Raw genomic sequence first — 18,979 nt, 5'->3', positions numbered from 1 at the left:
TGGTTGAGCGTTGCTTTCGCTCCGGCGCTGCCCGGGCTGAACGTCGCTTTCGCTCAAGCGCCGCGCGGGCTCCTCGCGTTTACGCTCAAACGCCGCGCGGGCTCCTCGCGTTTACGCTCAAACGCCGCGCGGGCTTGGGCGGGGAGGCTCAGTCCTCCAGCACCTTCAGCTTGAACAGCAGGCCGGCCAGATAGGCGCCCACCAGCGGCACCACGATGAACAGCCAGAGCTGGCCGATGGCCTTGCCGCCGGCGAACAGGGCCGGACCGATAGAGCGGGCCGGGTTCACCGACACGCCGGTGACCGGGATGAACACGATGTGGATCATCACCAGCGACAGGCCGATGGCGAGGCCCGCCGCCTGGGTGATGCCGGCCTTGGAGGTGGAGCCGAGGATCACCACCAGGAACACGAAGGTGCCCACCAGCTCCGCCACGATGGCCGCGCCGAGCCCGTAGCCGCCGATATAGCCCTCGCCCCAGCCGTTCTGGCCAAGGCCGGAGGTGGCGACATCGAAGCCCGCAAGCTTGCCCGAAGCGATGACGAAGAGGATGGCGGCGCCGGCGATGCCGCCCAGAACCTGGGCGATGATGTACATGGGCACCTCGGAGGTGGGCAGGCGCCCCGCAGCCCAGACGCCGATGGTGACCGCGGGATTGATGTGGCACCCCGACACGTGGCCGATGCCATAGGCCATGGAAGTGACCGCAAGGCCGAAGGCAAAGGCAATGGCAAGCATGCCGATGGGTGCCGAGCCATAGCCCGTCAGCACCGCCGAACCACACCCGAACAGCACCAGAACGGCGGTGCCGATGAACTCGGCCACATATTTGTTCATCCCAAGCCCTCCAAACGGCGCACCGGATGCCGGCCAAGGCCCTCGTGCGCGCTTTCCCACATTTGGAGCTGTTTCACCCCGCAAGGCCAAGGCCTACATCGGATCCAGCTCCGGTGCGCAATTTCTCACCACGCATGCGCCTCACCCAGCGAAATCCTCATCGTGGTTAAGATCAAGTCCGCAACCGGAAAACACCCCAACTCTCCACCGCATCTTTCGGCGTGCATGGTGCCCGGCACGGATCCGCCGCCCGCTCGCGGAAAGATGAACAAATCCTGACCAACCGGATGCACCCGGTTCAGGTCGCTAGGCGTAAGACACAAGAACGCATCCTCTGTTGGGGGGACGACCGGGAGCCCGGACCGTCCTAAGCCCGGCGCAACGACACGCTGGGATCTGGAAAATCCAGAGCGGTGCCATGCGAAACGGGTAGCGATTCGGGTCGGCAAACGCGGCAATACGACGGACGGGATCGGCCGGGCCAGGGGGCCAGGACCGGTCGATCCGCCCTCTGACAAGACTATTCGAGAGACAGCCATGAAACGGTCTTCCATCATCGCCATGGTCGGCGCCACGCTCATCGCAGGGAGCGTGTTCGGCGGCGACCTCGTCCGGGCGTTCCCGGCCAGCGAGCCGGACGCCGCGGTTGCCAGCAGCAATTCGCCTTACCGGTGGCAGGGCTACTGGAGCACAACAACCGCCGAGCCGTCCGGCACCAACGGCCCCTGCCCCTTCCGCAAGACCCTGTCGGTGTCGTGGGACGGTCCCCGGCTCAAGTGGCAGCGCGCCTGCTCGGCCCCGACCTGACCGGACAATGCTCCGGCCGCCCGGGCCGGGCCCCACCGACATGTGAAGGACTCCCGGCCGGCCCCACCGCAAGGTACCGCTGACGCTTGCCCGCGAACATGCTAGTCCTCCCGCCGCCCCGACGGATCGGAAGGAAGTGACTTCATGAAGCGACTTTGGACCGGCGTCTCGGCTGCCGTCCTCTCCGCCGCCCTGCTCTGGAGCGCGAGCGCCCAGGCCCAGCAGGCCCTGCCCGCAGCAGCCGCGCCGGGGCAGGATGCAACGGGCCAACAAGCACCGCTGCCGTGGCCGCGGGATTTTGCCCTCGCAGGCGACCAGTTGCTCCAGCTCTACCAGCCCCAGGTCGACAGCTGGACCGGTGACGTGATGTCCGGCCGCGCGGCGGTGGCCATCGGGCCCAAGTCCGGCACGCCCACCTACGGCATGGTGCTATTCTCGACCCGTGTCGCCGTCGACAAGCCGGCTGGCCTCGTCCACCTCGCCACCATCTCCATCGATGGGGTGGAGGTGCCCACCGAGCCGGCCAAGGCCTCCCTCATCCGCTCGACCCTCCAGTCGCGCCTGCCGGCCAGCGGCATGACCGTCCCGCTTGACCAGTTGCAGGCGAGCTACGCGGTGAACCAGGAGCTGGCCAAGCTCAAGTCCCAGCCGGTAGACAACACGCCGCCGCAGATCCTCTTCGCCACCACCACCACCGTGCTGGTCCCCGTGGCCGGAACGCCGGTGCTGCGACCCATCGCGGGTGCCCCCACCTTCCAGCGCGTGGTCAACACCCGCCCGCTGATGCTGCTCGACGAGGCCGGCACCTATCATCTGGAGGCCGGCGGCCACTGGTATGAAAGCCCCAGCCTCACCGGCACCTGGATCCTGACGCCGCAGATTTCGGATGCGCTCTCCGCCGCCGCCAAGGCCGCCCTCCAGGACCAGGCCGCCGATCCCCTGCTCGACGCCAAGGGCAAGCCCATCAACCCGGCGCCTGCCATCCTCGTCGCCACCCAGCCGGCCGAGCTGATCCAGTCCAATGGCCCGCCGCAGATGCTGCCGGTGGCCGGCACCAACCTGCTGTCCATGAACAACGCGGACCACGCGGTGTTCATGGAGACCACCTCCAACAGCTATTACATCCTGCTCTCCGGCCGCTGGTTCCGGGCCCCCGACCTCAAGGGGCCCTGGACCTTTGTGGCCAGCAATGCGCTGCCGAAGGATTTCGCGAAGATCTCGCCCAATGATCCCAAGGCCAACGTGCTGGTCTCGGTGGCCGGCACGCCGCAGGCCAAGGAGGCGGTGATCGCCGCCACCATCCCGCAAACGGCGACGGTGAAGCGGGACGTGCCCCTGAAAGTCGCCTTCGACGGCACGCCGCGCTTCGAGCCCATCCCCGGCACCGGGCTGAACTACGCCATCAACACCGCAACGCCGGTGATCCAGCTCGACACCGAGCGCTATTATGCGGTGAACAACGGCATCTGGTTCGTCGCCGAAACCGCCACAGGCCCGTGGCGCGTGGCCGACGTGGTGCCGGACGCGATCTACACGATCCCGGTGTCCTCGCCGCTCCACTACGTCACCTACGTGCGGATCTATGCCACCACGCCTGAAGCGGTGGTGGTGGGCTACACGCCGGGCTACATGGGCGTAGTCGTCGCGCCAGGTGGCACGGTGGTCTACGGCACAGGCTATACCTGCCCGGGCTATGTGGGCGCCTATTGGTACTCCTGCCCGGTCACCTATGGCCTCGGCGCCGGCTTCGCCCTGGGCGTGGCCGACGGTTTTGCCTTCGGCTTCGCCGCGGGCTGGCCCTGGGGCGCGGCGGTGACGCCCTATTGGGGTCCGTACTGGGGTGTCGGCTATGGTCCCTACGCTGGACCATGGGGCGGCCACTGGGGCTACACCAACATCAACCAGGCCAACCTCTATGGCCGCTGGGGCGGCGGCGCCACGGTGAACCACGCCTGGGGCACCACCTGGAACGGCACCGAATGGTCCGGCCGCGACTGGCACGGCACCACGGCGGGCGGCACCGGCTTCACCGGTCGCTCCGCCGCCGGCTTCAATCCCTACACGGGCAATTACGCCGCCGGGGCCGAGAATGCCCGCTACAATCCCACTACCGGCGCCCGGGGCGAATCCCGCGCCGGGGTGGAAGGCAACGCCTATACGGGCAATGCCGCCGCCGGCCGGGAATCGGCGGGCTTCAACCCCACTACCGGCACCGGCCACGCCTCCCAGACCGCCGTCACCGATACCAACGGCAAGGTGAGCGTGGACAGCCGCGGCGTCGCCGGCAACGTCAAGACCGGCAATGCGGTGGCCTGGAACAACGGCCATGTGGCCGTGGACCATGACGGCAACGTCTACCAGCACACCGATACCGGCTGGGCCAAGAATACCGGCTCGGGCTGGCAGAACGTAGACCGTGCCGCCGACACCAGCCGCCTGGACGCCGAGGAGAACGCCCGCTCGGTGAGCCAGCAGCGGGTGTCGAGCTATGGTGGCGGCGGTGGCGAGCACTTCGGTGGTGGCTACGGCGGCGGCTATGGCGGCGACCATTACGGCTCGGGCGGCTTCGACCGGAGCTTCGGTGGCTTCGGCGGTGGTGACCGGTTCGGCGGGGGCGGCTTCCGGGGCGGCGGTTTCGGCGGCGGCTTCCGACGCTGAGGTTACGGACGGGTGGGCCGGGGACGCGCCCGTCCATCGACTCCAGGACAGACAACGCGTGCGCCGATCAGACTGCGACGCAGCCTGATCGGCGCACGCGATCTGCGACCCCGCTCTTTTGCGCCGGGGCTCGCCCTCTTCCGGTCCGATCAGGGAACCACCATGCCACTGCGCAGCTACGCCACCTTCGCGGCCTATAACGCGTGGGCCAACGCGCACCTCTATGCCGCCGCCCGCGCCCAGGGCGAAGAGGCCTGCTCGCGCTCCGCCGGCGCGTTCTTCGGCTCGGTGACGGCGACCCTCAACCACCTCCTGGTGGGCGACCGCATCTGGCTCTCCCGCTTCGAGGGCAGCGCGCCGCCGGCCCTGAAGCTCGATACCATCCTCGCGCCCCGGCTGGCGGACCTCGAGCCGCTGCGGGTGGCGGAAGATGCACGCATCATCGCCTTCATCGCCGCGCAGGACGCACAGAGCCTGTCAGCCGAGATCAGCTACGCCAACACGTCGGGCCAAACCTTCCAGCAGAGCCTTGCGAGCGCGCTGGACCACTTCTTCAACCACCAGACCCACCATCGCGGACAGGTTCACGCCCTTCTCACCAGCATCGGCGGCCGGAATGCTGCCCCCTCGCTGGATCTCATCATCTTCCAGCGGGAACAGGCGGCGGCCTGAGGAAGACGCGCCTCCGCGTCAGGCGGCGGCGCGCTCGCGCTGGGTTTCGCCGGACAGGATGCGCTGCACCTCGCTCGGCGCGAACTCCTCCGGCACGGCGCACAGGCGGGCTTTGACCGCGAAGCGGGCGAACCGGGGATCGGCGGTGACGACAGTGAACGGAACGGCGAGCACATAGCCCGCCAGCACCGGCGCCGCCCAAGCGATCAGGCCTGGAGACACCACGGCGAGCCCCGCCGTCACCGCAAGACCGAACACCGTTTGCGGCCAGAAGGCCCGCGTGGCCGCAGTCCAGCTCACCCCATGCCCGTCCCGGGCCTGCGCCATCCAGCCGGAGCGCGCGCGGCCCAACACCAGGCGGCCGATTTCCACCGTCACCGCCAGCGCGGTGATGGCCGAGAGCAGGAACGAGAACACCAGTTCCACCGCCACCGACGCCGCAAAGCGCCCTGCCCCGCCATAGCGCGCCACGCCCCCCGGCGTCAGCGCCACGTCGGCGACGCCGGCAAGCTTCGGCGCCAGCGCCATCAGCAGCATGCCGCCATAAAGAGCCATGGCGAGGCTGGCGGGATAATCCTGCAGTCCCGCCGCCTGCACCGCCGCGAACGGCAGAAGCGCGATCAGCAGCGGATGGGCCGGCACTGTCACGAACATGAGGATGGCCCACACCAACTGGAACCGGCTCATGGGCTGGAGGCTGGCGGCAAAGCCGGGCTGGGCGAGCAGCCGCAGATATTGCAGGTTGCCAAGGCACCAGCGCAGGTCGCGTGACACGAAGTCGGTGACGGCCGGCGGGTTCTCCTCGTAGCTCTCGCTTTCCACCGGCAGCACCCGCACCTCATAGCCGGCGCGGCGCATCAGGGCGGCTTCCACCTGGTCGTGGGAGAGGATCGGCCCGCCCAAGGGCGGGGCGCCGGGCAGGTGCGGAAGATGGCAGAAGGCACGGAACGGGGCGATGCGGATCAGCGCGTTATGGCCCCAGAACGGCCCGCACTCCCCGGCCCACCAGGAGGCGCCGAGCGTGTAGCAGCGCATGCCGTGACGCATCCCGAACTGGAACATGCGGGCGAAGGCACTCTGCGCCGGCAGCCCCACCACCAGGCTCTGGAGGATGCCAAGGCGCGGGTGGGCCGCCATCAAGCGCGCCATGCGCAGGATGGTTGCGGCGCCCATGAGGCTGTCGGCATCCAGCGGCAGCATGAAATCGTAGCGCGTGCCGGCGGCAAGGCAGAAATCGCGGATGTTGCCGGCCTTGAAATCGGTGTTCTCCGCCCGGCGGCGATAGAAGATGCGGGACGCCCCCTCCTCGCTCCGCCACGCCGCCACCGCCGCCTCTTCCGCCGCCGCGATCTCGGGGCGCGAGGTGTCGCTCAGCACATGGAAATCGAACAGGCCGCCCTGGCCGCTGGCATCAAGGTCAGCCTTCACCGCCCTGAGGCGCGCCAGCGCCCGCGCCGGATCCTCGTTGCGCACGGTGAGGAGGATGGCGGTGCGCACGGTGAGCGGCCCCTGCGGCTCCGGGGCGAGGAACGGCGCTGCCGCCTCCACCCCGCGCCGGCGGGCGTGCAGCAGCACGAGCCCGGTGATCGCGTTCCAGAACCCGATGGCGTTCCACGGCGTTATTGCGAGGGCGCACAGGAGGATGAGGCCATCCACCACGGTAAATCCGCCATGGGCGCCCAGCGCGGCGACGCCGGCGAGAACCAACAGCAGCGTCACCGCGTTCACCGCCAACATGAACAGGCGGCGCCGGGCCAGCGCCGCCATCGGCTGGAGCAGGGCCGGGGTGAAATCGGCGGCGGGGTTCACTTCAGGCGGTGGACCGGACCTCGAAGACATGCATAGCTCCAACTGCCGGACCCGGCTCAAGGCTGAAAACGCATCCCGCACCCGCCGCCGGCAGCGCCGCGGCAGAACCCTGAAGCGCTATACGAAAGCGACGGCATGACCGCCCTTGATGCGTCAAAATGTCTCAAATCCAGCGAGAGCCGGGCGCTTTGGACCGTCGGCCCCGGCACCGCGACCCTGCGCGCGGAACAGCTTGCGCCCCCCGCCCCCGACGAGGCGCGGGTCGCCACCTTGTGGAGCGCCATCAGCCGCGGCACGGAACGCCTCGTGTTTCAGGGCCTCACCGATCCCGTCCACCGCGAGCGCATGCGCGCGCCGTTGCAGCAGGGCGACTTCCCCTTCCCGGTCAAATACGGTTATTGCGCGGTCGGCCGGGTTGAGGCGGGCCACGAAACTCTGGACGGCCGGCTCGTCTTCGCCCTCGCCCCGCACCAGACCCGCTTCAACGCCCCCGTATCCATACTGACGCCTTTGCCTGAAGGCCTGCCGCCCCGTCGCGCGACGCTGGCCGCCAACATGGAAACCGCCCTCAACGCCCTGTGGGATGGGGGCGCCGGCCCCGGCGACCGCATCGTCGTGGTGGGGGCGGGCCTCGTGGGCCTGCTCATCACCTATCTCGCCGCCCGCCTGCCGGGGGCGGAGGTCACCGTCATCGATCCGGATGAGAGCCGAGCCGGTCTGGCGCGCTCCTTCGGCGCCGCCTTCGCGACCACGGGCGAAGGGGTTGCCGATGCCGACCTTGTCTTCCACACCAGCGGCAGCGGCGCTGGGCTGGCAACCGCGCTGGCCTGCTGCGGCGAGGAAGCCCGCGTGGTGGAGATGAGCTGGTATGGCGACAAGGGGGTGAATACGCAGCTCGGCGGCGCCTTCCACCACCGGCGCCTGCAGATCCTCTCCTCGCAGGTGGGCATGGTCAGCCCCGGCCGCCGCCCGCGCTGGAGCCACCGGCGCCGGCTGGAGAAGGCGCTGGCGCTTCTCACCGACCCCGCCTTCGACGCGCTGATCACCGAAGAGGTGGCCTTCGACGATCTGCCGCAGGCTCTGCCGCGTATCCTTGCGGACGGAGCGGCAGGCATCGCCACGGTGGTGCGCTACAAGTGACGCCGACGGCAGGCGCCACGCGGCCCGGCCCTGAAACCCACCAAGGGAGTTACGCATGTATGCGGTAGAGGTGCGGGACCACATCATGATCGCTCACAGCTTCAAGGGCGACCTGTTCGGCCCGGCCCAGGCGCTGCATGGCGCAACCTTCGTGGTGGACGTGGCCTTCTATCGCCGGGAGCTGACGGTGGAGGGCGTGGTGGTGGACATCGCCCGCGCCCATGATGCGCTCAAGGCCGTGCTCGGCCCGCTCAACTACAAGAATCTCGACGAGGTGCCGGACTTCGCAGGCCGCAACACCACCACGGAAGTGCTGTGCCGGCACGTCTTCGACAAGATGGCGCAGGCGGCGCGCGCCGGCGAGCTGGGCGCGGGTAGCGAGGCGCTCGCCCGCATCCGCGTGACCCTGCACGAATCCCACGTGGCCCGCGCCTGGTACGAGGCGGACCTTGCCGCCGACGACGCCTCCCTCCAGCTCCTGTCCTGAAATCTTATGCCCGTCGCCTTCGTCCACCCCGGCCCGCTGGACACGCCCACCGGAGGCTATGCCTACGACCGCCGCGTCATCGCCGAGCTTCAGGCCTCAGGCCTCGACATCGCGCCCCTGAGCCTCGACGGCGCCTTCCCCACTCCGACCGGGGCCGAGGTGGACGCGGCCCTGGCCCGGCTCGCGGCGACACCGCCGGACACCATCCTGCTGGGCGACGGCCTCGCCTTCGGCGCCCTTCCGGCGGACCGGCTGCAGGGGCTGGGCCGGCGCCTCGTCGCCCTGGTGCATCATCCGCTCGCGCTGGAGACGGGGCTGTCTGCGGATCTGGCCGAACACCTGTTCCAGAGCGAGAAGGCGGTTCTGAACGCCGCCGATGCGGTCATCACCGTGAGCCCCGAGACCGGCCGCACCCTGGTGGCGCGCTATGGCGTTGACCCCGAGCGCCTGACCCTCGCGGTGCCCGGCACCGAGCCCATGGCCCGCGTACCCGCCGATGGCGAGCCGCCGCGCCTCATCGCCGTGGGCTCGCTGACCCCGCGCAAGGGCTACGACATCCTGTTCGATGCCCTCGACCTTATCGCCGACCTCGACTTCTCCCTCGCCATCGCCGGCGCCACCCATCTCGATCCCCCCACGGCGGAGATGGTCGCAGCACGGGCGGCGGCGGCTCCGCGCGGAAATGTCCGCTTGCTGGGCCAGCTCGATCGCGCCGATCTCGATGCCGCCTATGGGGAGGCGGACATCTTCGTGCATCCCTCGCTTTATGAGGGCTATGGCATGGTGCTGGCCGAAGCCATGCGGCGCGGCCTGCCCGTGGTGTGCACCACCGGCGGAGCGGCAGGCGAGACGGTGCCGGATGGCGCCGGCCAGAAGGTGCCCCCCGGCGATGCCGTAGCCTTCGCGGAGGCGCTGCGCAGCCTCATCGCCGACCCGGCCCGCCGCCGGGCCTTTGCCGACGCGGCCTTCGCCGCTGGGCAGCAACTGCCGTCCTGGGCCGACACCGCCGCCACCATCGGCCGGGTGCTGGCGAAAACGAGCCACACGTGACCCCCTCCCCCGCCACCTTCTCCGACGACTGGCTCTCCCTGCGCGAGCCGGCCGACCACCGCTCCCGCAACATGGCGCTGGAGGCGGAGCTGGCGCGCCAGCTGGAAGACGTGGAGGAGCAGCGCATCGTCGATCTCGGCGCCGGCTCCGGATCGAACCTCCGGGCGCTGGCGCCGCGCCTTGGGCCGCGCCAGCACTGGGTGCTGATGGATCACGACGGCGCCCTCGCCGAGGCCGCCCGCACCCGCCTGAAGACCTTCGCGGACAATTGGTGGGAGGCGGGCGAAACGCTGCTCCTCACCCTGGGCGCGCGGGAGATCCGGGTGGAATTCGCCATCGCGGACCTTGCCCGCGATCCCGCCGCCCCGCGCGCCTTCGCGCCGCATCTGGTCACCGCCTCGGCGTTCCATGACCTGGTCTCGGCGGACTGGTGCGAAGGTTTTGCGCAAGGGATGGCTGGCTCGGGCATCCTCGTCCACGCCGCCCTCACCTGCGACGGGCGGGATGCCTGGGCGCCCCCCCACGCAGCCGATGCCGCCATCGCGACCGGCTTTCGTGCCCATCAGGGCATCGACAAGGGCTTCGGCCCCGCGCTCGGCCCCGACGCCACTCAGGTGCTTGGCGCCGCGCTGGCGCGGGCGGGCTACGAGGTGGGGCAGGCGCAGAGCCCGTGGCACCTCGTCCCCGGTGACCGGGCGCTGATCCGCAAGCTCGCCGCCGGCACCGCGGCAGCGGCGACAGAAAGCGGCCACGTCGATGCGGCGACGGCACAGGATTGGTCCCGCCACCGCGCCGAGGCCGAAGCCTGCGCCATCGGCCATCTGGACCTTCTGGCGACACCGCGCGAGTGAACGCAGCGGCGAGCGGCTGCTCCCGCCGTTCTCAGTTCAATCCGGCGATGGCGCGGGCGAAGTCGCGGGCGGCGAAGGGCTGGAGGTCCTCGGCCGCCTCGCCCACGCCGATCAGATGCACCGGCAGCTTATGCTTGGCGGCGATGGCCACCAGGATGCCGCCCCGCGCCGTGCCGTCGAGCTTGGTCATGACCAGCCCGGTCACCCCGGCGATGCGGGTGAAGGCTTCCACCTGCGACAGGGCGTTCTGGCCCACCGTGGCGTCGAGCACCAGCAGCACCGCGTGGGGCGCCGAGGGCTCGAGCTTCTTGATGACGCGCACCACCTTTTCCAGCTCCGCCATCAGTTCGGTGCGGTTCTGGAGCCGGCCGGCGGTGTCCACCATGAGGATGTCGGCCCCGGCCGCACGCGCCTCCACCACCGCCTCATGGGCGACGCCAGCGGCATCCGAGCCCTGCTCCCGGGCGATGACGGTGGCGCCGGTCCGGGCGCCCCATACCTTCAGTTGCTCGATGGCGGCGGCGCGGAAGGTGTCGCCGGCGGCGAGCACCACCTTCTTGCCCTCGGTGCGCCACTGGGCGGCAAGCTTGCCGATGGTGGTGGTCTTGCCCGAGCCGTTCACCCCCACCATCAACACCACGAAGGGCTTGTGCGCCGTGTCCACCACCAGCGGCTTGGCCACGGGAATGAGGATGCGCTCGACCTCCTCCGCGATGAGGTTCTTCACCTCCTCGGGGGAGATCATCTTGTCATGCCGGCCCTTGCCCACGGTTTCCACGATGCGCATGGAGGTCTCCACGCCCAGGTCGGCGCGGATGAGCACATCCTCCAGTTCCTCCAGCGTATCGGCATCGAGCTTGCGCTTGGAGACGAGGTCGGTGATGCCCTGCCCGAGGCTGGACGCCGTGCGCGCCAGACCCGAAGCGAGCCGGCTCCAGAAGCCCTTCTTCGCCTGTTCGTCCTTCCCGAGTGGCGTCACGGGAACGGACGGTTCGGGAACAACCTCGACAAGGGCGAGCGGCTCCGGCGCAGGCTCCGGCTCCACCGGCGCTGCGGGTTCGGGGTCGGTGGGTTCCGGCTCCGAGGACGGCGCTTCCGGAGCGGCAGGGATTTCAGGCGCCTCGGGCGGGGACGGCTCGACCTCAATCGGCACGGGCTCCACCAGCGCCTCGGGCGGCGTCGGGGTGTTGGCAGCAGCGGCCCCCTCCATGGGGACCAGCCCCTCCGGCACGTCCACAACCGGCTCAGGCAACGAAAGCTCTGCCTCGACCGGCAGCGGCTCGGGGGCCTCGACGAGCTCCGGCTCCGCCGGTGCGGCGGAAGGCGCCGCCTCATCCGAAGAGCCGCCGGTCAGCCAGCCCCACAGGCCACGCTTCTTCTTGGGAGCCTCGTTCTTGGGAGCCTGGTTCTTGGGGTCCTCTTGGCTCATGGCTGCCTGCCGTTCCTTGAAAAAGAGATCACGCCGCGATCAGGCGCGCGCCGTCATGTCCGGCGATGCGCAGCGCCGTGAGGCTGCCGCGCTCGGCCGGCCATGTCAGCCGCACCGGGGTGAAATGTTCCGTATGGCCGCGCCCGCCGGCCTCCACCAGCACCTGCCGGCTCCGGCCCACCTCGCTCGCGAGATGGCGGCGCAACAACTCGACGGCGGTCTCCCGCAACCGGCGCGCGCGCTCCGCCACCACGCCGGCGTTAAGCTGCGGCATGCGGGCGGCGGCGGTGCCGGGCCGCGCCGAGAATGGGAAGACGTGGACGAAGGCAAGGCCCGCCTCGTCCAGGAAGGCGCGGCTGGCGCGGGCCTGCTCCTCGGTCTCGGTGGGAAAGCCGGCGATGATGTCGGCGCCCAGCACCACGTCCGGCCGCGCCCGGCGCAGGGCGGCGATGAAGTCCAGCGCCTGCGCGCGGGAATGCCGGCGCTTCATGCGCTTCAGGATGAGGTCATCGCCGGCCTGGAGCGAGAGGTGGAGGTGCGGCATCAGCCGCTCTTCCTCAGCCAGCGCCCGCATCAGCTCGTCGTCGGCCTCCACCGCGTCGATGGAGGAGAGGCGCAGTCGGGCAAGGTCCGGCACGCCGTTGAGCACCGCGCGCACCAGCCGGCCAAGGGTGGGTGCGCCGGGCAGGTCGGCGCCGTAGGCGGTGAGGTCGACGCCGGTGAGCACCACCTCGCGGTGGCCGTTCGCCACCAGATGCCGCACCTGATCCACCACCGCGCCCATGGGCACGGAACGCGACGGGCCACGACCGAACGGGATGATGCAGAAGGTGCAGCGGTGGTCGCAGCCGTTCTGCACCTCCACGAAGGCGCGGGTGTGCCCCTCGAACCGGTCGGCAAGATGGGGGGTGGCCGCGCGCACCGCCGAGATGTCCTGCACCCGCACCTTCTGCTCGGAGCCGATGCCGAAATCGAGGGCGGCGCGGGTCGTGGCCCAGGTGGCGGGACGGGTCTTTTCCCCATTGCCCAGCACGAGATCCACCTCACCCATGCGGGCGAAGGCCTGGGGGTCGGTCTGGGCAGCGCAGCCGGTGACGATGACGCGCAGGTCCGGGTCCTCCCGCCGCGCCCGGCGGATAGCCTGCCGCGCCTGCCGCACCGCCTCGCCGGTGACGGCGCAGGTGTTGACCACGAGGGTGCGCTCCAGCCCCTCGGCGGTGGCGGCGCGGGCGATGCCGTCGCCTTCCAGCGCATTGAGCCGGCAGCCGAAGGAGAGGACACGCACGGCCGTGCCCGGCGCTGCGGGCGCCGCCGATGAAGCCGCCATCAGGCGGCCTCCTCCAGCATGGCGGTGGAGAGGGTGCCGGAAAATTCGCGCTCCACCGGGCCGATCATCAGCACGTGACCGTCGGCCTCGCGCCAGGAAATCTGAAGGTCGCCGCCCGGCAGCGTCACAGTCACGGTGCGCCCGGTCCGCCCGGTGCGGACGGCGGAAACGCCGGTGGCGCAGGCGGCGGTGCCGCAGGCGCGGGTGCGCCCGGCGCCGCGCTCCCACACATGCAGCAGGATCCGGTCGGGCGCGGTGAGGCTGGCGAAGGAAATGTTGGCGCGCTCGGGAAACAGTGGGTGGTGCTCCAGCGCGGCGCCCAACTGTTCCACATCCAATGCATTCGCGTCGGGAACGAAGAATACGGCGTGGGGATTGCCCATGCTGAGAAGACTGGCCGGCCCCAGCGCCTCGAAGCCCGGAATGATCACCTGGCCGGTATCGCCCACATCGCGGGCGAGCGGGATCTCACGCCAGTCGAAGCGCGGCGCGCCCATGTCCACTTGCACCTGCCCATCCGGGCGCACGTGGCAATCCAGAAGGCCGGCCTCGCTCTCGAACAGGGTGTGGGCAGCGCCGGTGCGCTCGGCCTCCAGCGCGGCGATGCAGCGGGTGCCGTTGCCGCAGGCAGCTGAGATGGAGCCGTCGGAATTCAGGATGCGCACGAAGGCCGCCGTGCCCTCCCGCCGGGGCGGATAGAGCACCATCGCCTGGTCGAACGGCAGCACGGAGGGACGCGCCAGCGCACGCGCGGCGGCGGCGGGCACCTCCACGGGATCGGCGCGCAGGTCGAGCACGAGGATCTCGTTGCCAAGGCCATTCATCTTGACGAAGGGGCGGTTTGCGAGCGGGTTCACGACAGGCCGGGTCTTCCTGATGGCTCGACCGCGACAGGTGGGATCCAGCTGTCGCGGTCGAGCCACAAAGCATTGATCGAGCGGATCAATGATCCGAAACAGACAGGCCGTCCGGACCGGGTGATCCACGCGCGTTGAAACTGCCGTCTATATGGCCCCGATCCGCCGTCGACACCACCCCTCGCGCGGCAAGGTTGCCGCAGGGGTGCGCGAGGGGGCGTGGGGATCGCCGCAAAGCCGCCGAAGTGCGGCCTCGCCGCCGCCCGAGAACATGCTAGAAACGGTGCTCCACTGCTTCGGCGGGGCGGGAGAAAGATCAATGGCCGGATTGCGTTGGGTCAGCCTCGACAGGATGAGGAGGGCCGCGTCAGGCGCCCTCCTGAGCGCCGTTTTGAGCGCCCTCCCGGCGCTGGCGACCCTGCCCGCCGCGGCACAGGGCCAGCCCCCCGCCGCCCAGGGTGGCGGCGGGGCTTTGACTCCGCCGCCGGTGGTGGACCCCAAGAAGGTGGAGACAACCCCCGTCGCCCCCGCCGCGCGCACCTTCGCGCCACAGGAGGTCACGCTTTCCCCGGTGCCGGTGCTGACGCTCGCGGGCTCGGCCACCTGGGAAGAGGCGTTCGAGAAGCTGGTGGCAAGCGTGAAGCAGGCGGACGCCGAGCTGAAGCGCCTCGGGCTGGCGCGCGCAGGCGACACCTTCATCGTCTACACCTCGAGCGACGACCTGAGCTTCGAATATGAGATCCAGGTCCCCTTCTCCGGCACCACCATCCAGAAGCCCGGCGACGGCATGAAGCTCGGCGGCTCCCACGCGGGCAAGGTGCTGAAATTCACCCATACCGGCTCCTTCTCCGACATGGACAACACCTACGAGCAGATCGCCAATTATCTCGACGAGAAGAACGTCGAGCAGAACGACATGTATATCGAGCAGTACCGGACCGACATCGTCACCGGCTCTCCCGAAGCACTGACCATCGATATCCTGGTACCGGTTCCGTAACGGTTCTTTGATTGGGGTGCATCACAGTTTCGCACTGGAAGTAGGTTACTACCCAAACGTCAGTGTGCGCGCGGCGACACCCCCGCATGCCAATCGGAACGCATCAAGGGCAATAATGGCAGGGGCCTGAACCCCTGCGTCAGGAGCATTGAATGCCAGGAGTATCCGTCAGAACGTGCGTTAAAGGCCGTGCCGGGAACTGGTCCCGTGTTGCCGTGGCGGCAGTGTTCGGGTGGTCCACGGCGGTCTATCCGGTGTTGGCGCAGAGCCCGCCGGCCGACCCTCAGGTCCAGCCCGTTCCCCAGGCCCAGCCAACACCGCCGGTACAGCCGGCCCCCGAGGTGCAGCCGGCCCCGGCGATCGCCCCTCAGCCCGTGGCCCCGCCCCCCGGCACGGTCCAGGCGCCGCTTCCTGCCGCGCCGACCCAGCCGGCGAACACCGCGCCCATCTATTCCATCTCGGACCTCGAATATCTCCTCGGCCCGCTGGCGCTATATCCCGATCCGCTGCTGGCGATCCTGTTCCCGGCCACCCTGTTCCCCGAGCAGATCGTGGACGCCTATAACTGGATCGAGGCCAATCCGCGCCGGGTGCAGGCCCGCAACTTCGCGGCCATCGATGCCAAGGACTGGGACAGCTCGGTCAAGGCCCTGATCCGCTTCCCCGATGTGATCCGCCAGCTCCATGATCACATGGAATGGACGGAATCCCTCGGCCTTGCCTTCTCGACCCAGCCGCAGGACGTGTCCAACACCATCCAGATGCTGCGGGCCAAGGCGCAGAGCGTCGGCAACCTGAAGACCACGCCCCAGCAGGTGGTCACCACCCGCGAGGACGGCGGCCAGCGCACCATCTACATCCAGCCGGCCAACCCCGAGCGGGTCTATGTACCGGTCTATGACAGCTCCGACGTGTTCACCACCTTCGCCACCGGCGCCCTGCTGTTCGGCACCGGCGTGCTGGTGGGGTCGTCGTGGAACAACCGCTGGGGCTGGAACAACCGCGGCTGGAACACTGTGTGGGTGACCCCGCCCGGCTGGCACCAGCCGCCGCACTGGGGTCCGGGATGGGGTGGCGGCGGTCGTCCGCCGGCCTGGGGTCCGGGTCCGTGGCGTCCCGGCCGCCCGCCGGGCTGGCAGCCCGGCCAGCCTGACCGACCCATCGTGGATCGGCCCGGCGGCCCGAATCGTCCCGGTTTCCCCGATCGCCCCGGCGGTCCGAACCGGCCCGGCTTCCCCGATCGCCCCGGCGCGGGGCCCAGCCGGCCCGGCGTGCCGGATCGGCCCGGCGGTCCGAATCGTCCCGGTCTCCCCGACCGCCCCGGCGCGGGCCCCAATCGGCCGGATCGTCCCGACCGTCCCGGCGCGGGTTCCAACCGACCGGATCGGCCCGGTGCAGGTGCGGATCGTCCGAACCGGCCCGGTGCAGGGCAGAGCCGCCCGAGCCAGCGACCGAATGCGCAACGGCCCAGTCAGCGGCCGAATGCGGGGCAGAAGCGTCCGCAGCAGAGCCGGCCTCAGCAGAATGCCCGGCCCCGTCCGCAGCAGAATGCAAGGCCGCCGCAGCAGCGAGCCCGGCCCCAGCAGAATGCGCGGCCCCAGCAGCGGGCTCGTCCGCAGCAGAACGTGAGGCCGCAGCACAATGCCCGGCCCCAGCAGCAGAACCGGGCCCGCCCGCAGGGTGGTGGCGGCGGTGATCGCCGCCGCTGAGACCCGCGCCTTCGGCACGGCGGAAAAAGCGGTGCCTCGCGCACCGGCCAACACAACGGAGGCGGCCTCATGGGGCCGCCTCTCTTTTCTTCCCGGTGCGAATCTTCTTCACTTGGGGCATCGTCGCTCCACCGGGCGGTTCCGCCCCGGCGCCGGCGCTGCCAGAGCCGACCCGTCGCAGCGGGTCCGCCGATCGCGGAGGGTTTCATGCCGCGACTGTTCACCGCCATCGAGATCCCCCCCGATGTCGGGCTGGGCCTGTCGCTGCTGCGCGGCGGGCTCTCCGGTGCCCGCTGGATCGATCCCGAGAATTACCATGTCACCCTGCGCTTCGTGGGCGACGTGGACGACGCTACCGCCCGCGACATCATGCTGATGCTGGGCCAGGTGCGCCGGCCCGCCTTCGACCTGACCCTGGACGGCATCGACCAGTTCGGCGGCCACAAGCCCCGCGCGGTGTTCGCGGCGGTGAAGGCCAGCGCGGCCCTCATGGAGCTGCAGGCCGAGCAGGAGCGCATCATGCAGCGCCTCGGCCTGGGCGCGGAACGCAACTTCAAGCCCCATGTCACCCTGGCCCGCCTGCGGGACGCCTCCTCGCGTCAGGTGGCCGATTATCTCGCCATGCGCGGACCCTACCGCAGCCCGACCTTTCACGTGCCGCGGTTCGTCCTGTTCTCGTCACGCGATTCGGTCGGCGGCGGCCCCTATTTGGTGGAAGCGGCCTATCCGCTGCTGTGAGTACGAATCCTGCGGAGGCCTTGCGGGAGCGTGAAGCCTTCCCAAATGTTGACCATGACCAGCACCACCCTGCGTGACGATGCGTCGGGGCCTGACGGCCTGTCCCCTGACGAGCGGGAGAAGGCGGCGCGCAACGAACAGAGCGTGCGCCGTGGCTTCTGGACCAAGATCAAGGCCACCGCTGCTCGCATCCCCTTCGCGGAAGATGCCGTCGCGAGCTATTACGCCGCGTTCGACCGCAAGACGCCGCTGAGGGTGCGCGCGACGTTGATGGTTGCGCTCGCCTATTTCGTGCTGCCGCTCGACGTGATGCCGGACATCTTCCCCATCATCGGCTTCACCGACGACGCGGCGGTGCTGATGGCCGCGCTGAAGCTGCTGTCCGGCCATGTGACGCCCGACCACTACACCACCGCCCGCGACGCCCTGACCCGTCTCAAGGACGAGACGGACTGAGCTTGGCGGGCACGACGCCGGTCCACCCGTGTCAACGCTTTGGCGCCGCCCCGTCACCGGCCGGTGGTGAGCACCACCTTGCCCCTGACGCGCCGCCCGGCGATTTCCCCCAGCGCATCGACGCAGCGCTCCAGCGGGAAGGTCTTGTCCACATGTGCGGAGATGCGACCTGTGCGCGCATGCTCCATCAGTTCGGCCACCACGCCGGCAAGCCAGGCTGGATCGCTGCGCGCCACCGTGCCGAAGGCCACGCCCCGTGCGTCGCAATTTTTCAGCAGCAGCAGGTTGAGCGGGATTTTCGGAATCTCGCCGGCAGCGAACCCCACCACCAGAAAGCGGCCGAGGGAGCCGAGCGCCCGCAACGCCTGCTCGGCCATGTCACCACCCACCGGGTCATAGACCACGTCGAGGCCCTTGGACCCGCCAAACGCCTTGAGCGCGAGCTTGAGGTCGCCCTGGGCATAGTCGAAGCCTTCGTCCGCGCCGTGGGCCCTGGCGAAGGCCACCTTCTCGGCGGACGAGGCGCAGGCGAGGATCCGCGCGCCCATGATGCGCCCGATCTCCACCGCCGCGAGCCCGACCCCGCCCGAGGCCCCAAGCACGGCCAGGCTCTCGCCAGCCTTGAGGTTGCCCCGCTCGCGCAAGGCATAGAGCGACGTGCCATAAGTGACGATGAGGCCGGCGGCCTTCACGAGATCGAGGTCGTCGGGCACGCGCGCCAGGAACTGGGCCTCCACCACCACCTTTTCCCGCGCGGCGCCGTGGGTGACATAGCCGCACACCCGCTCGCCCACGGCGAAGCTGGTGACGCCCGCCCCCAGCGCCGCCACATGGCCGGCGAACTCGGCACCGGGCGAGAACGGCAGGCCGGGCTTCACCTGGTAGAGATCGCGGATGATCAGCGTGTCGAAGAAGTTGAGGCCGATGGCAGAAACAGCAACCACGACCTCGCCAGGCCCCGGTACGGGATCAGGCAGATCCTGAATTTCGAGGGCGTCGGGGGGACCATGGCGCACGCAGACGACCGCTTTCATGGGCTCACCTTCTGTCACGGTGGATCGGGCGACGGGTTACCAAAATTTAACCCCGAGACGCAAAAGCTCTGGATACACATCCATTCCCCAGCGGCAGGTTCATGACTTCGAGCATGA

General features: G+C 69.8%; 17 protein-coding genes. 11 read left to right on the top strand and 6 right to left on the bottom strand.

What is annotated here, in order from left to right; all coding sequences use genetic code 11:
* Window positions 1-148: 148 nt before the first annotated feature.
* Complete coding sequence (gene aqpZ / locus FBQ73_RS15640; RefSeq protein WP_138400405.1) at window positions 149-838, bottom strand: aquaporin Z; 690 nt, start codon at window positions 836-838, stop codon at window positions 149-151.
* Between the two features lie 537 nt (window positions 839-1,375).
* Here aqpZ and FBQ73_RS15635 point away from each other — a divergent pair.
* The 3 genes from FBQ73_RS15635 (at window position 1,376) to FBQ73_RS15630 (ending at window position 4,975) form a co-directional block, all read left to right on the top strand.
* A complete protein-coding gene (locus FBQ73_RS15635) occupies window positions 1,376-1,645 on the top strand; it encodes a hypothetical protein (protein WP_138400404.1) in 270 nt (89 codons plus the stop codon).
* Window positions 1,646-1,789: 144 nt separating this feature from the next.
* Window positions 1,790-4,303: a carbohydrate-binding family V/XII gene (locus FBQ73_RS22820; RefSeq protein WP_170218902.1), complete on the top strand. Its 2,514-nt coding sequence runs from the start codon at window positions 1,790-1,792 to the stop codon at window positions 4,301-4,303.
* Between the two features lie 162 nt (window positions 4,304-4,465).
* A complete protein-coding gene (locus FBQ73_RS15630; protein WP_138400403.1) occupies window positions 4,466-4,975 on the top strand; it encodes a DinB family protein in 510 nt (169 codons plus the stop codon).
* 18 nt (window positions 4,976-4,993) lie between these two features.
* Here the strand turns inward: FBQ73_RS15630 and mdoH are convergent, their stop codons facing one another.
* Complete coding sequence (gene mdoH / locus FBQ73_RS15625) at window positions 4,994-6,865, bottom strand: glucans biosynthesis glucosyltransferase MdoH (protein ID WP_281278816.1); 1,872 nt, start codon at window positions 6,863-6,865, stop codon at window positions 4,994-4,996.
* Window positions 6,866-6,919: 54 nt separating this feature from the next.
* On the opposite strand from mdoH, the gene FBQ73_RS15620 reads away from it, so the two are divergent.
* From FBQ73_RS15620 to FBQ73_RS15605, 4 genes are read left to right on the top strand one after another with little or no spacing between them, the layout of a single operon-like run.
* Window positions 6,920-7,924, top strand: a complete 1,005-nt coding sequence (locus tag FBQ73_RS15620; protein WP_210236794.1) for a zinc-dependent alcohol dehydrogenase — start codon at window positions 6,920-6,922, stop codon at window positions 7,922-7,924.
* 55 nt (window positions 7,925-7,979) lie between these two features.
* A complete protein-coding gene (locus FBQ73_RS15615) occupies window positions 7,980-8,411 on the top strand; it encodes a 6-pyruvoyl trahydropterin synthase family protein (protein ID WP_138400401.1) in 432 nt (143 codons plus the stop codon).
* Window positions 8,412-8,417: 6 nt separating this feature from the next.
* Window positions 8,418-9,461 carry a glycosyltransferase family 4 protein gene (locus FBQ73_RS15610; protein WP_138400400.1) on the top strand — a complete coding sequence of 348 codons (1,044 nt, stop codon included), beginning with the start codon at window positions 8,418-8,420 and terminating at the stop codon, window positions 9,459-9,461.
* Window positions 9,458-10,312: a class I SAM-dependent methyltransferase gene (locus tag FBQ73_RS15605; protein WP_138400399.1), complete on the top strand. Its 855-nt coding sequence runs from the start codon at window positions 9,458-9,460 to the stop codon at window positions 10,310-10,312. Before FBQ73_RS15610 ends, FBQ73_RS15605 begins: the two co-directional genes overlap by 4 nt.
* A gap of 31 nt (window positions 10,313-10,343) precedes the next feature.
* Here FBQ73_RS15605 and ftsY read toward each other — a convergent pair whose 3' ends face one another.
* Genes ftsY through dapF form a run of 3 tightly spaced genes read right to left on the bottom strand, consistent with a single transcriptional unit; the run spans window position 10,344 to window position 13,925 of the window.
* A complete protein-coding gene (gene ftsY, locus FBQ73_RS15600) occupies window positions 10,344-11,741 on the bottom strand; it encodes a signal recognition particle-docking protein FtsY (RefSeq protein WP_138400398.1) in 1,398 nt (465 codons plus the stop codon).
* A 28-nt stretch (window positions 11,742-11,769) separates the two neighbouring features.
* Entirely contained in the window at window positions 11,770-13,068 is a 1,299-nt protein-coding gene (gene mtaB, locus FBQ73_RS15595; RefSeq protein ID WP_138400397.1) for a tRNA (N(6)-L-threonylcarbamoyladenosine(37)-C(2))-methylthiotransferase MtaB, read from the bottom strand.
* Window positions 13,068-13,925, bottom strand: coding sequence for a diaminopimelate epimerase (dapF, locus tag FBQ73_RS15590; protein ID WP_138400396.1), 858 nt, complete (start codon window positions 13,923-13,925; stop codon window positions 13,068-13,070). Before dapF ends, mtaB begins: the two co-directional genes overlap by 1 nt.
* 391 nt (window positions 13,926-14,316) lie before the next feature.
* Between dapF and FBQ73_RS15585 the strand changes: the two genes are divergently transcribed.
* The 4 genes from FBQ73_RS15585 (at window position 14,317) to FBQ73_RS15570 (ending at window position 17,828) form a co-directional block, all read left to right on the top strand.
* Window positions 14,317-14,925, top strand: a complete 609-nt coding sequence (locus tag FBQ73_RS15585) for a GyrI-like domain-containing protein (RefSeq protein WP_170218920.1) — start codon at window positions 14,317-14,319, stop codon at window positions 14,923-14,925.
* Between the two features lie 224 nt (window positions 14,926-15,149).
* Window positions 15,150-16,634 (top strand): DUF3300 domain-containing protein, encoded by a 1,485-nt coding sequence (locus tag FBQ73_RS23420; protein WP_170218919.1) that lies wholly within the window; start codon window positions 15,150-15,152, stop codon window positions 16,632-16,634.
* Window positions 16,635-16,841: 207 nt separating this feature from the next.
* Window positions 16,842-17,372 carry an RNA 2',3'-cyclic phosphodiesterase gene (gene thpR / locus FBQ73_RS15575; RefSeq protein ID WP_138400393.1) on the top strand — a complete coding sequence of 177 codons (531 nt, stop codon included), beginning with the start codon at window positions 16,842-16,844 and terminating at the stop codon, window positions 17,370-17,372.
* Window positions 17,373-17,417: 45 nt separating this feature from the next.
* Window positions 17,418-17,828 (top strand): YkvA family protein, encoded by a 411-nt coding sequence (locus FBQ73_RS15570; protein WP_138400392.1) that lies wholly within the window; start codon window positions 17,418-17,420, stop codon window positions 17,826-17,828.
* 53 nt (window positions 17,829-17,881) lie between these two features.
* On the opposite strand, the gene FBQ73_RS15565 is transcribed toward FBQ73_RS15570, so the two are convergent.
* Window positions 17,882-18,862 carry an NADPH:quinone oxidoreductase family protein gene (locus FBQ73_RS15565; RefSeq protein ID WP_138400391.1) on the bottom strand — a complete coding sequence of 327 codons (981 nt, stop codon included), beginning with the start codon at window positions 18,860-18,862 and terminating at the stop codon, window positions 17,882-17,884.
* Between the last annotated feature and the right edge of the window lie 117 nt (window positions 18,863-18,979).

Source organism: Xanthobacter autotrophicus, from assembly GCF_005871085.1.
Classification (GTDB): Bacteria; Pseudomonadota; Alphaproteobacteria; order Rhizobiales; family Xanthobacteraceae; genus Xanthobacter; species Xanthobacter autotrophicus.
This window is presented reverse-complemented; position numbering and strand designations above follow the sequence as displayed.